General features: G+C 64.3%; 13 protein-coding genes. 9 read left to right on the top strand and 4 right to left on the bottom strand.

Features of this window, described 5'->3' with window-relative positions:
• Positions 1-9 precede the first annotated feature (9 nt).
• Genes cbbX through fba form a run of 5 tightly spaced genes read left to right on the top strand, consistent with a single transcriptional unit; the run spans position 10 to position 6,107 of the window.
• On the top strand, positions 10-924 hold the full coding sequence (gene cbbX / locus BUB23_RS18495; RefSeq protein ID WP_084136119.1) for a CbbX protein: 915 nt from the start codon (positions 10-12) through the stop codon (positions 922-924).
• 19 nt (positions 925-943) lie between these two features.
• On the top strand, positions 944-2,026 hold the full coding sequence (locus BUB23_RS18490) for a class 1 fructose-bisphosphatase (RefSeq protein ID WP_073105914.1): 1,083 nt from the start codon (positions 944-946) through the stop codon (positions 2,024-2,026).
• 51 nt (positions 2,027-2,077) lie between these two features.
• Complete coding sequence (locus BUB23_RS18485; RefSeq protein WP_073105912.1) at positions 2,078-2,974, top strand: phosphoribulokinase; 897 nt, start codon at positions 2,078-2,080, stop codon at positions 2,972-2,974.
• Positions 2,974-5,028 carry a transketolase gene (gene tkt / locus BUB23_RS18480; RefSeq protein WP_073105910.1) on the top strand — a complete coding sequence of 685 codons (2,055 nt, stop codon included), beginning with the start codon at positions 2,974-2,976 and terminating at the stop codon, positions 5,026-5,028. Before BUB23_RS18485 ends, tkt begins: the two co-directional genes overlap by 1 nt.
• Positions 5,029-5,039: 11 nt before the next feature.
• Positions 5,040-6,107 carry a class II fructose-bisphosphate aldolase gene (fba, locus tag BUB23_RS18475; RefSeq protein WP_073105908.1) on the top strand — a complete coding sequence of 356 codons (1,068 nt, stop codon included), beginning with the start codon at positions 5,040-5,042 and terminating at the stop codon, positions 6,105-6,107.
• Here the strand turns inward: fba and fghA are convergent.
• The 4 genes from fghA to BUB23_RS18455 form a co-directional block, all read right to left on the bottom strand.
• Positions 6,089-6,922, bottom strand: coding sequence for an S-formylglutathione hydrolase (gene fghA / locus BUB23_RS18470; protein WP_178372347.1), 834 nt, complete (start codon positions 6,920-6,922; stop codon positions 6,089-6,091). The two genes, fba and fghA, sit on opposite strands and share 19 nt — an antisense overlap.
• A 27-nt stretch (positions 6,923-6,949) precedes the next feature.
• Positions 6,950-8,059 carry an S-(hydroxymethyl)glutathione dehydrogenase/class III alcohol dehydrogenase gene (locus tag BUB23_RS18465; protein WP_073105904.1) on the bottom strand — a complete coding sequence of 370 codons (1,110 nt, stop codon included), beginning with the start codon at positions 8,057-8,059 and terminating at the stop codon, positions 6,950-6,952.
• A 71-nt stretch (positions 8,060-8,130) separates the two neighbouring features.
• A complete protein-coding gene (gfa, locus tag BUB23_RS18460; RefSeq protein WP_073105902.1) occupies positions 8,131-8,688 on the bottom strand; it encodes an S-(hydroxymethyl)glutathione synthase in 558 nt (185 codons plus the stop codon).
• A 321-nt stretch (positions 8,689-9,009) separates the two neighbouring features.
• Positions 9,010-9,996 (bottom strand): alpha/beta fold hydrolase, encoded by a 987-nt coding sequence (locus BUB23_RS18455; protein ID WP_073105900.1) that lies wholly within the window; start codon positions 9,994-9,996, stop codon positions 9,010-9,012.
• A 212-nt stretch (positions 9,997-10,208) separates the two neighbouring features.
• On the opposite strand from BUB23_RS18455, the gene pqqA reads away from it, so the two are divergent.
• From pqqA to pqqD, 4 genes are all read left to right on the top strand, one after another.
• Positions 10,209-10,283 carry a pyrroloquinoline quinone precursor peptide PqqA gene (pqqA, locus tag BUB23_RS27600; protein WP_102070171.1) on the top strand — a complete coding sequence of 25 codons (75 nt, stop codon included), beginning with the start codon at positions 10,209-10,211 and terminating at the stop codon, positions 10,281-10,283.
• A gap of 100 nt (positions 10,284-10,383) precedes the next feature.
• Positions 10,384-11,310, top strand: a complete 927-nt coding sequence (pqqB, locus tag BUB23_RS18445) for a pyrroloquinoline quinone biosynthesis protein PqqB (RefSeq protein ID WP_073105896.1) — start codon at positions 10,384-10,386, stop codon at positions 11,308-11,310.
• Positions 11,307-12,023, top strand: coding sequence for a pyrroloquinoline-quinone synthase PqqC (gene pqqC / locus BUB23_RS18440; protein WP_245801320.1), 717 nt, complete (start codon positions 11,307-11,309; stop codon positions 12,021-12,023). The genes pqqB and pqqC overlap by 4 nt, the downstream gene beginning before the upstream one ends.
• 18 nt (positions 12,024-12,041) lie before the next feature.
• Positions 12,042-12,305 carry a pyrroloquinoline quinone biosynthesis peptide chaperone PqqD gene (gene pqqD / locus BUB23_RS18435; protein ID WP_073105894.1) on the top strand — a complete coding sequence of 88 codons (264 nt, stop codon included), beginning with the start codon at positions 12,042-12,044 and terminating at the stop codon, positions 12,303-12,305.
• Positions 12,306-12,317 lie beyond the last annotated feature (12 nt).

Raw genomic sequence — 12,317 nt, 5'->3', positions numbered from 1 at the left:
GAGACGCATATGCCAGACGCCCTGCCCGACCCGCCCCGCCCTTGCGCCAACCCGGTAGCCGCCGCGCTGGTCGAATCCGGCATAGCCGGGCTGCTGGCCCAGCTCGACCGCGAACTGATAGGCCTGGCGCCCGTCAAGTCGCGCATACGCGATGTCGCGGCGCTGCTGCTGGTCGACAAGCTGCGGGCCGAACGCGGCTACAGCACGGGCGCGCCCAGCCTGCACATGAGCTTTACCGGCAATCCCGGGACGGGCAAAACCACTGTCGCCATGCGCATGGCCGAAATCCTGCAGCGGCTGGGCTACCTGCGCCGCGGCCATCTCGTGGCGGTCACGCGCGATGACCTGGTCGGCCAATACATAGGCCATACCGCGCCCAAAACCAAGGAAATACTCAAGAAGGCGATGGGGGGCGTGCTGTTCATCGACGAGGCATACTACCTTTATCGCCCGGAAAACGAGCGCGACTACGGCCAGGAAGCCATAGAAATCCTGCTGCAGGTCATGGAAAACCAGCGCGACGACCTGGTCGTCATCTTTGCCGGCTACAAGAACCGGATGGACAGTTTTTTCAATTCCAATCCCGGCATGTCCTCGCGGGTCGCGCATCACATCGACTTTCCCGACTACCAGCCGGCCGAATTGCAGCAGATCGCCCGGTTGATGCTGGGCGCGATGCAATACCGCTTCGACGAACAGGCGGAAAAAGTCTTTGCCGATTACATCACCCGCCGCATGGCCCTGCCGCACTTCGCCAATGCCCGCAGCGTGCGCAACGCGCTGGATCGCGCCCGGCTGCGGCATGCTTCGCGCCTGCTGTCCGCGCAAGACGCCATCGGCGACGACGCCCTGCTCACCATCGAGGCCGGCGACCTGCTGGCCAGCCGCGTGTTCGGCGGCGGCCCGGAACGATCGAATCTATAAAAAAGCATGGAGACATCAAATGAACCCCGCGACACGCCTCACGCTGACCCAGTTCCTGATCGAAGAGCGGCGCCGCTTTCCGCTGGCCGCGGGCGACTTCAACAGCCTGATCCTGAATGTCGCCCTGGTGTGCAAACGCATCGCCCGCCACGTGGCCGCCGGGGAGCTCGGCGGCCTGATGGGCAGCGCGGCGGCGGTCAACATACAGGGCGAGGACCAGAAGAAGCTCGATGTGGCGAGCAATGAGCTTTTCCTCGAGGGCAACAACTGGGGCGGCTACCTCGCCGGCATGGTTTCCGAAGAAATGGAAGATCCCTACCAGATCCCCGACAGCTATGCGAGAGGGCCCTATCTGCTGTTGTTCGATCCCCTCGACGGCTCGTCGAATATCGACATCAACGTCTCGATAGGCAGCATTTTTTCCGTATTGCGCGCGCCGGAGCCCGACCGTCCGGTGACAGTCGACGACTTCCTGCAGCCGGGCGTGAATCAGGTCGCGGCCGGCTATGCGCTTTACGGCCCGGCCACCATGTTCGTGCTTACCGTAGGCAGCGGCGTGCACGGCTTTACGCTATGCCCGCAGCTGGGCGAGTTCATGCTCACGCACCACGACTTGAAAGTGCCCGCCGACACACAGGAGTTTGCGATCAACGCCTCCAACAGCCGCTTCTGGGACGACCCGGTGCGCCGCTATGTGGATGAATGCCTGGCGGGCAAGACCGGCGCGCGCGGCAAGGATTTCAATATGCGCTGGATAGCCTCGATGGTGGCCGACGCCCACCGCATCCTGATGCGCGGCGGGGTCTACCTTTATCCGCGCGACAACAAGGACCCCGCCAAGGCCGGCCGCTTGCGCCTATTGTACGAAGCCAACTCCATAGGCTTCATCATCGAGCAGGCCGGCGGCCGCGCCAGCTGCGGCGCGCGCCCCGTGATGACGGTAAAGCCGGCGGCGCTGCACCAGCGCGTCGGCCTGGTTTTCGGCTCCAGGAACGAGGTCGAGCTGATCGAGCGCTACCACCACCATCCGCTGGACAGGCGCTCGTCCGACCCGCTATTCCACGAGCGCAGCCTGTTCCGCGCGACCGAAAGCCGGGCGTAAAGCCCGCCCGGCCGCCGCCCGATTCCTGTTCAATCCACGAGGCTTCTATCTATGTCAGAACGCTTTCCCATCATCGCCATCACGGGTTCGTCCGGGGCCGGCACGACGTCGGTGACCCGCACTTTCGAAAACATCTTCCGGCGCGAAAAAGTCACCGCGGCCATCGTCGAGGGCGACAGCTTCCACCGCTACGATCGCAAGGAAATGAATAAGCGCCTTGCCGCCGCCGAACGAGAACACAACACCAGCTTCAGCCATTTCGGCCCCAGCACCAATCTGTTCGCCGAGCTCGAAGCGCTGTTTCGCAGCTATGGCGCATCCGGCACAGGCATGCGCCGCAAGTATCTGCACGACCAGGACGAAGCGGCGCTGTACCAGCAGGAAGCCGGGACTTTCACGCCTTGGGAAAGCCTGCCGCAAGACACCGACCTATTGTTCTACGAGGGGCTGCATGGCGCCGTGGCGCACGGCGCCATCGACATCGCGCAGCATCCCGACCTGTTGATAGGCGTGGTGCCGGTCATAAACCTGGAATGGATACAAAAGCTGTGGCGCGACAAGTCCAAGCGCGGCTATTCGACCGAGGCGGTGACCGACACCATCCTGCGCCGCATGCCGGACTACGTCAATTACATATGCCCGCAATTCGCCCTCACCCACGTCAATTTCCAGCGCGTGCCCTGCGTCGACACTTCCAATCCTTTTATCGCGCGCGATATTCCCGCGCCGGATGAAAGCTTTGTGGTGATCCGCTTCGCCAACCCCAAGGGCATCGATTTCCAGTATCTGCTGAACATGATCAATGATTCCTTCATGTCGCGGGCCAACACCATCGTGGTGCCCGGCGGAAAAATGGAATTGGCGATGCAGCTGATTTTCACGCCATTCATCTGGCGCATGATGGAACGGAAAAGACGCGCGGCGCAAGCCAGCCTGGAGATAGCCTGATGAATGCGCCTGAAACCATCCAGGGCGCCGCGCCCGCCTATGCCGACGCCATACGCTTCCTGGCCGCCGACGCCGTCGAAAAGGCGCAGTCCGGCCATCCCGGCGCCCCCCTGGGCATGGCCGATATCGCCGCGGCGCTGTGGCGCGGGCACCTGCGCCACAATCCCGCCGATCCGCAATGGATAGACCGCGACCGCTATGTGCTGTCCAACGGCCATGGGTCCATGCTGTTGTACGCCCTGCTGCACCTGACCGGCTATGACCTGCCTATCGATGAACTCAAAAGGTTCCGCCAGCTGCATTCGAGGACTCCCGGCCATCCCGAAGTCCATCTCACGCCGGGAGTGGAGACCACCACCGGCCCGCTGGGCCAGGGCCTGGCCAACGCCGTCGGCATGGCCCTGGCCGAAAAGCTGCTGGCCGCGCAATTCAACCGGCCGGGACATACCGTCATCGACCACCACACCTATGTGTTTGCCGGCGACGGCTGCCTGATGGAAGGCATCAGCCACGAGGCCTGCTCGCTGGCCGGCACGCTGGGCCTGGACAAGCTGATCTGCTTTTACGACGACAACGGCATTTCGATCGACGGCGATGTCGCCGGCTGGTTCAGCGACGACACCCCCAAGCGTTTCGAAGCCTATCGCTGGAATGTGATCCGCGACATCGACGGCCACGACCCGGCGGCCATCGACGCCGCCATCCGCCAGGCCAAGGCGCGGGACGCGCGGCGGCCCGGGCCCACCCTGATCTGCTGCAAGACCCGTATCGGCCACGGCGCGCCCGGCAAGTCCGGCAGCCATGAGGTCCATGGCGCGCCGCTGGGCCAGGCCGAAATCGATGCGATGCGCGCCGCCAGGCAATGGCGGGCCGGGCCGTTTGAAGTGCCCGCGGACATGGCCCAAGCCTGGAATGCCCGGGAGCGGGGCGCCGCGCTGCAGCGGCAATGGGAGGCGGGCTTCGCAGCCTACCAGGCCGATTATCCCGAAGAGGCCCGCGAGCTCCTGCGCCGCAGCCGCGGCGAGCTGCCGCCGGCGCTGGCCGCCGCGTTCGCCCGCCTGCTGGCCGACGGGAGCCTGGACCAGCCTATCGCCTCCCGCAAGGCATCGCAACTCGTGCTCGAGGCGATCAGCCCGGCCCTGCCGGAGTTCTTCGGCGGGTCGGCCGACCTGAGCGGCTCCAACCTGACCAGCGTAAAGGCATCGGTCTGGGTCAATCACCACGGCGCCGGCAACTACCTGAACTATGGCGTGCGCGAATTCGCCATGGCGGCAATGATGAACGGGATGGCGCTGCATGGCGGCTTTATCCCGTATGGCGGCACCTTCCTGGCGTTTTCCGATTATTCGCGCAACGCCATCCGCATGGCGGCCCTGATGGGCCAGCGCGTCATCCATGTATTGACGCACGATTCCATAGGCTTGGGCGAAGACGGCCCTACCCATCAGCCCATAGAACATGCCGCCAGCCTGCGCATGATTCCCAACAACCGGCTTTGGCGGCCTTGCGACGGCGTGGAAACGGCGGTTGCCTGGCAAGCGGCCCTGCGGCGGGCGGATGGCCCCACCTGCCTGATGCTGTCGCGCCAGGCCTTGACGCCCTATCAGCGCACCACGCTGCAGCAGGAGCAGATCGCGCTCGGCGGCTATGTGCTGGAGCAGACCGGCGCCCCGCAACTGGTTCTGATCGCGACCGGCTCGGAAGTGGCCATCGCGTCGGCGGCCGCGCAATTGCTGGCCGAGCGCGGCGTGCATGCGCGCGTGGTCTCCATGCCTTGCGTGGAACTGTTCCATGCGCAGGACCAGGCCTATCGCGACAGGGTATTGCCGCCGGGCCTGCCGCGGATAAGCATCGAAGCCGGAGTCAGCTGGTTCTGGCGCGGCGTGGTCGGCGACCAAGGCATTGCGCTGGGCATCGACAGCTTCGGCGCATCGGCGCCGGCCGGCCAGCTGTACGCCCATTTCCAGCTCACGCCGCAAGCCGTGGCCGATGCCGGCATGCGCTTGCGCGCCGCCCTGCCGGACCCGCATTCACGCGCTTTACCAACCTCCTGAAGGAAGCTCTCATGGCCCTCGTATCATTGCGGCAGCTGCTCGACCACGCGGCGGAATTCCAGTACGGCATTCCGGCATTCAACGTCAACAACCTGGAACAGATCCAGGCCATCATGCGGGCGGCCAAAGGCACGGACAGCCCGGTGATCCTGCAGGCATCGGCCGGCGCGCGCAGCTATGCGGGCGAAGCTTTCCTGCGCAAGCTGGTCGAAGCGGCGATCGAAACCTATCCGCATATTCCGGTATGCATGCATCAGGATCATGGCGCCAGCCCGGCCGTCTGCCAGGCCTCCATCCGCTCCGGCTTCTCCAGCGTGATGATGGACGGCTCGCTGCTGGCCGACATGAAAACGCCGTCGTCCTATGAATACAACGTCGAGGTGACGGCGCAAGTCGTCCAGCTGGCCCATTATGTGGGCGTCTCGGTCGAAGGCGAACTTGGCTGCCTGGGCTCGCTGGAATCCGGCCAGGCGGGCGAGGAAGACGGTTCCGGCGCAGAAGGCGTCCTCACGCGCGGACAGTTGCTGACCGATCCGGACCAGGCGGCGGACTTCGTCGCCAGGACCGGCGTCGACGCCCTGGCCATCGCCATCGGCACCAGCCATGGCGCCTATAAGTTCAGCCGCAAGCCCGGCGGCGACCTCCTGGCTATCGACCGCATCCGGGCGATCCACCAGCGGATTCCCGCCACCCATCTGGTCATGCATGGCTCATCCTCGGTGCCGCAGGACTGGCTCGAAGAGATACGCAAGCACGGCGGCGATGTGCGCGTAACCTATGGCGTTCCGGTGGAGGAAATCATCCGGGGCATCCAGAACGGCGTGCGCAAGGTGAACATCGATACCGACATCCGGCTGGCCATGACCGGCGCAATGCGGCGCGCCATGGCGGCGCATCCGCAGGAACTCGATCCGCGCCGCTTCTTCAGGGACGCCACGGCGGCGGCCGAGGACCTTTGCGCGGCGCGCTTCGAGGCCTTTGGCTGCGCCGGGCAGGCCGCCAGGATCAGGCCTGTCGCCCTGGAACAAATGGCCGGCAGGTACCGCGAGGCGGCGGCCGGCTACAAATGCGCCGCGTGATGCCGCAAGTGGTCCTCGATAAAGCTTGAAATGAAAAAGTAGCTGTGGTCGTATCCCGGCTGCATGCGCAAGTTCAATGGCACTTTGGCCTCGGCGCATGCGGCCACCAGCAGCTCGGGCTTGAGCTGGCTTGCCAGGAACTGGTCGTCGCCGCCCTGGTCGACCAGCAGTTCCGGCCCGGACCAGCCGTGGCGCTTGATCAGCAGCGTGGCATCGTAGTCGGCCCAGGTGTTCCGGTCGCTGCCAAGATAGCCCGCCAGCGCCTTTTCGCCCCAGGGGCAGCGGGTCGGCGAAACGATAGGCGCAAACGCGGATATCGTCTTGAACCGGTCGGGATGCTTCAACCCTATGGTCAAGGCGCCGTGGCCGCCCATCGAATGGCCGAAAATCCCGGCGCGCGAGGCTTCGACCGAAAAGCCGCCGGCCACCAGTTCGAAGAGTTCCTTGGCGATATACGAATACATCCGGTAGCCAGTCGACCAGGGCGCCTTGACCGCGTCCACATAAAAGCCCGCGCCCACGCCGAAATCGTAGCTGTCGCTGTCGCCGGGATAATCGAGCCCGCGCGGACTGGTGTCGGGCGCGACAAGCGCAATGCCGAGCTCGGCGGCAACGCGCTGGGCGCCCGCCTTGACGATGAAGTTTTCTTCGGTGCAGGTCAGGCCGGACAGCCAGAACAGCACCGGCACAGGCCCTTTCCCGGCCGCCGGCGGCAGATATACGCCAAAGCGCATGGTGCAGCCGGTCTCGGCCGATTCATGGCTGTACACGCCCTGCGTGCCACCGAAACTCTTGTTCTGCGAAATAGTCTTCATCGTCATCTTTTCAATCCAAATAAGAATTTAGAACGTAACCACCGAGCGTATCGACGTACCGTCCTTCATCAACTGGAAGGCGTCGTTGATCTTGTCTATCGGCATCACATGGGTGATCAGGTCGTCGATATTGATCTTGCCTTCCATATACCAGTCGACGATCTTGGGCACATCTGTGCGGCCGCGGGCGCCGCCGAAAGCCGAGCCCTGCCAGACCCGGCCGGTGACCAGCTGGAAAGGCCGGGTGGCGATTTCCTGGCCGGCGCCCGCCACGCCTATGATGGTGCTCTTGCCCCAGCCTTTATGGGCGCACTCGAGCGCCTGGCGCATCAGCTTGACATTGCCTATGCATTCGAAGGTGTGGTCGGCGCCGCCCTTGGTCAGGTTCACCAGATACTGCACGAGGTCGCCCTCGACCTCTTTGGAGTTGACGAAGTGGGTCATGCCGAATTTGCGCGCGAGCTCCTCGCGGCCGGGATTGATGTCGACGCCGACTATCATGTCGGCGCCCACCATGCGCGCGCCCTGGATCACATTCAGGCCGATGCCGCCCAGCCCGAAGACGATCACGTTGTCGCCGGCCTGCACCTTGGCCGTATTGATGACGGCGCCTATGCCGGTGGTGACGCCGCAGCCGATGTAGCAAACCTTCTCGAACGGCGCGTCTTCGCGGATCTTGGCCAGGGCGATTTCCGGCACGACAGTGTAATTGGAAAAAGTCGACGTGCCCATGTAATGCAGCACTTCCTTGCCGCCCATCTTGAAACGGCTGGTGCCGTCCGGCATCACGCCGCGCCCCTGCGTTTCGCGTATCGCCTGGCACAGATTGGTCTTGCGCGACAGACAATATGAGCAAGTGCGGCATTCGGGCGTATACAGCGGAATCACATGGTCTCCGGCCTTGAGCGTAGTGACCCCGGCGCCGACCTCGACCACGACGCCCGCGCCTTCATGGCCCAGGATCGCCGGGAAAAGCCCTTCCGGATCATCGCCCGAAAGCGTGAACAGATCGGTGTGGCACACACCCGAGGCCTTGATCTCGACGAGCACTTCGCCCGCGCGCGGCCCCTCGAGCTGAACGGTTTCAATGGTAAGCGGAGCGCCGGCCTTGGTGGCTACTGCTGCACGTACGTCCATGGTTTGTTCCTTTTCTGATGAATTGACCGGGGGGCGGCATTGCCGCCCCCCCATAACATTAACCCGAGAGCCTATCGCGATTTGGCGACATGCGCCGCGATGGCGTCCATAAGCGGGGGCGACAGGCAATCGTAGGGCGGCAGGCCGAGCTCGACCAGGCGGGCGCGGATGGCGCCCATCTGTTCGGGCGGCGTGCCGGTCTCAATGATAGACGATACAAAGGCCGCGAATTCGGGGGCGGCCCAGCCGCTCTGGGGAGAGCGCTCGGTATGGACAAAATCCAGGCCATAGAAAGGATGATCCTGCTTTTCGATGCGCCCGTACATGTGCACGCCGCATTCGCGGCAGGCGTGGCGCAGAATCGTGGCGCTGGGGTTGACCACTTTCAGCTTGTCGGCGTTGGCGGTGACGCTGACGGCTTCTTTCGGAACGACCGCCACCTGCGAGAACAAGGCGCCGGCCGGCTTCCAGCATTGCGAGCAGCCGCACACATGATTGTGCGCGGTCTGCGAAGCAACCGTGACTTCCACCTTGTCGGCGGGGCAGTCGCACAACAGCGTGCCGCCCGCGAAACCTGGCGTTGCCGGCCGGATGCCATTATCGACCGCCGGATGGATATTTATGCTCATTTGTGTCTCCTGATGGACTGCAGGTCCCGGACGGCGCTATGTTGCATGGGACCCAAGGGTGAACGGCTATATACGCCAGCATGCGGATATCAAGCAATAAGCATGCCGGTTTGCCGGCGCCGTCCCGCGGACTGGGGCGCGCCCGCGCCACGGGCCCGGGGATGGAACAGGAGCGGCAATGCGCCGCGCCGCGCTGCGCAGTAATTGGCACACTTTGTGACGCCGGTGTGCCGCCGGCCAAGACAGACCCCAAGACAGACCCCAAGACAGACGCCAGGCCACGCGCCGCGGCGCGCTCCCGGCCAGCGCGAGCCGGCGTCTTTACCCGCAGTCCTCCCCGAGCCCGGCCCGCATATCGCGTATCGCTGTGCGCAAGGCATCGCGGATCGCCGGGTCCGAGGCCGTATGCGTGCCGGCCGCCACCCATCGGACCTGTGCCTGCGGCATGAATCGCATCAAGCGGACGAGGTTTTGCGGCGGGCAGATCCAGTCATGCGTGCCATGCACGAAAATGGCCGGCCCCGCCGCCTGGCGCGCCGCGCGGAAAAGCTGGCGCTCGGTGACAAAACAGCCATGCTCAAGATAATGGGCCTGCAGCCGGTATTTTTCCAGCGGTCCTGGCGGCTGGCCGGGCTGTGGCTTGGGCTGCGGGCTGGACGGCTGACCGGACGGCTGGCCGGGTTGCGGTTGCCCGGCCCGCCCCATCATCGCGGCCATGACGGCATCCTCGTAGCGCGCCCAGCGCTCGGCCGCATCCCGCCCTTCGGCATGCGTGCCGCGCAGCAGGCGGCGCGCCAGCGCCGGCAGCACCGCCTGCCGCTCGGCGGGCGACATGCCGGCGGTAAGCTGCGTCCACGCCACCGGAACCAATGCCCGCAATTCCTGGAAGAACCAATCCATCTGCTGGACGCCAGGCAGAAACACTCCGCGCAAGACCATCCCGCGCACCGCCGCGGGATGGGCGCCGCAATACATCAGCCCCAGCATGGCTCCCCATGAGCCTCCCACCACCAGCCAATTCGAAATCCGCAGGAAGCGGCGCAGGCGCTCGATATCGCCGACCAGGTCTTGCGTGGTGTTCCCCGCGATGCAGCCCGCGGGCGCGCTTTTGCCCGCGCCCCGCTGGTCGAACAGCACCACCCGCTGCCGCGAGAGATCGAACCAGTCGAGCATGGACGGCTGGCAGGCGCTGCCCGGCCCGCCATGCAGCACGACCGCCGCCGGCGCATCGGGGCGGCCATATTCCGCATAGGACAAGCGATGGCCCGCCCCCACGTCCAGCATGCCTTGAGCGAATGGAACTGTCATAAACCTCCAGGTAGAAATCGGCCGATTTCCGCCGATTATGCATCGCAAACAGATGTTCCCGGCCTAGGAATTCTGGCGTATCGCGCTATCTTGACAATCAATCGCTGCGTGCTACTATGAATTCGACGCTGGCGCCAGCGCAGCATAACAATAACAATCATCAGGCGGCCGGCGGCCTCGCTAAAAGCGACCCAAGCTTTCAAGGAGACACCATGAAATGGAGTAAACCGGAATTTTCCGACTTGCGTTTTGGCTTTGAAATCACGATGTACATCGCCAACCGCTGATACGGTTCCAACACCGCGAACAGCGCGGCGCTAGCCCCAGACCAGCGCCGCGCTTTTTTGCCGCCGGGCAAGCCTGCGGGCTTTTTTTGTCGGATGGCCCATGAAAGTCATAGTCTTAGGCTCCGCCGCGGGCGGCGGATTCCCGCAATGGAATTGCAATTGCCCGAACTGCGACGGTTTGCGCAAGGGCACGATCCAGGCCCGGGCGCGCACGCAGTCGTCCATCGCGGTTTCCGCCAACGGCACGGACTGGGTGCTGATCAACGCCTCGCCCGACATCCTCGCTCAAATTCGCGCCACGCCCGCGCTGCAGCCCGCGCGCAGCGTGCGCGATACCGGCATCGCCGCCGTGATGCTGATGGATGCGCAAATCGACCACATAACCGGCCTGCTCATGCTGCGCGAAGGCAAGCCCATACCCCTGTATTGCACCGCGCCGGTATGGCAAGACCTGTCCAACGGCCTGCCGCTGGCCAAGGTGCTGGCGCATTATTGCGGGGTGGAATGGCGGCCCCTCGACGCCCACGACGACGATGCTTATGGCCCGGCGATACAGGTCGCGGGCATAGCCGGCATCAGCTTTACCGCGCTCGCGCTCAAAAGCAAGGCCCCGCCTTACTCGCCCCACCGCGCCATGCCCGAGGCGGGCGACAACATCGGCCTGCTGATCGAAAACCAGGCCAATGGCAAGAAATTGTTCTACGCCCCCGGCCTCGGGCGCATCGAAGCGCATATCGACGCGGCCATGCGCATGGCCGATTGCGTATTGGTGGACGGCACGCTCTGGACCGACGACGAAATGATACGCCTGGGCCTGTCGCGCAAGACATCCGCCGACATGGGCCACCTGCCGCAGTCCGGCCCCGGCGGCATGATCGAAGTGCTGGACGCCCTGGGCCCGCGGCGCAAGATTCTTATTCATATCAACAACAGCAATCCGATACTCGACGAAAGCTCCGAAGAAGCGGCCGTCCTGAAGCGCCACGGTATCGAGCTTGCATTCGACGGAATGGAGATAAGCTTGTGAACGCCCCGACGCCCCCGCAGACGCCATCGGGTCCCGCCTGGGACCGCGCAGAATTCGAAGCCCGGTTGCGCGCCAAAGGCGCGGGCTACCATATCAATCATCCGTTCAACGTAAAGATGACGAATGGCCAGCTGCGGCCCGACCAGATCCGCGGCTGGGTCGCCAATCGTTTCTATTACCAGATCAGCATCCCGCGCAAAGACGCCGCGATCATCGCCAATTGCCCGGACCGCGAGACGCGCCGCAAGTGGGTGCGCCGCATACTCGACCACGATGGCTGCGATGGCAACCCGGGCGGCATCGAAGCCTGGTCGCGCCTGGGCGAGGCGGTGGGCATCGCCAGCGATGATCTCTGGTCGCTCAAGGGCGTCGCGCCGGGGGTGCGCTTCGCGGTGGATGCCTATGTGAATTTCGCCCGCCAGTCGTCCTGGCAGGAAGCCGTCTGTTCGTCGCTCACCGAAATGTTCGCGCCCAAAATCCACCAGGACCGCCTGTCGAACTGGCCCCTGCACTATCCGTGGATCGAGGCCGATGGCCTGCAATATTTCCGCGGCCGCATCCCGCTCGCCGAGCGCGACGTCGAGCATGGCCTGCAAGTGACGCTGGATCATTTCACCAGCCGCGCGCAGCAGGATCGCGCGCTCGAGATCCTGCAATTCAAGCTCGATGTATTGTGGTCCATGCTGGACGCCATCGAAAAGGCCAACCCCTGAACCAGGCGCAGACATCCCATGAGCGACCTTCCCGAAAAACCAAAACTGTCCAGACTGTTTCGTCTCCAGTGGGAGGAAGCGCAGGACAACTATGTGCTCCTCTACCCGGAAGGCATGGTCAAGCTGAACGCCAGCGCGGCCGAGATCCTCAAGCGCTGCGACGGGCTGCGCGATATCCCGGCCATTATCGGCGACCTGGAAAACACCTTTTCGGCAAGCGGGCTGCAGGCCGATGTCGAAGATTTCATGCGCGCCGCCCACGAGCGCGGATGGATAACTTGAGATGCCGCCACC

It is taken from the genome of Pollutimonas bauzanensis, from assembly GCF_900129885.1.
Taxonomy (GTDB): Bacteria; Pseudomonadota; Gammaproteobacteria; order Burkholderiales; family Burkholderiaceae_B; genus Pollutimonas; species Pollutimonas bauzanensis.
This window is presented reverse-complemented; position numbering and strand designations above follow the sequence as displayed.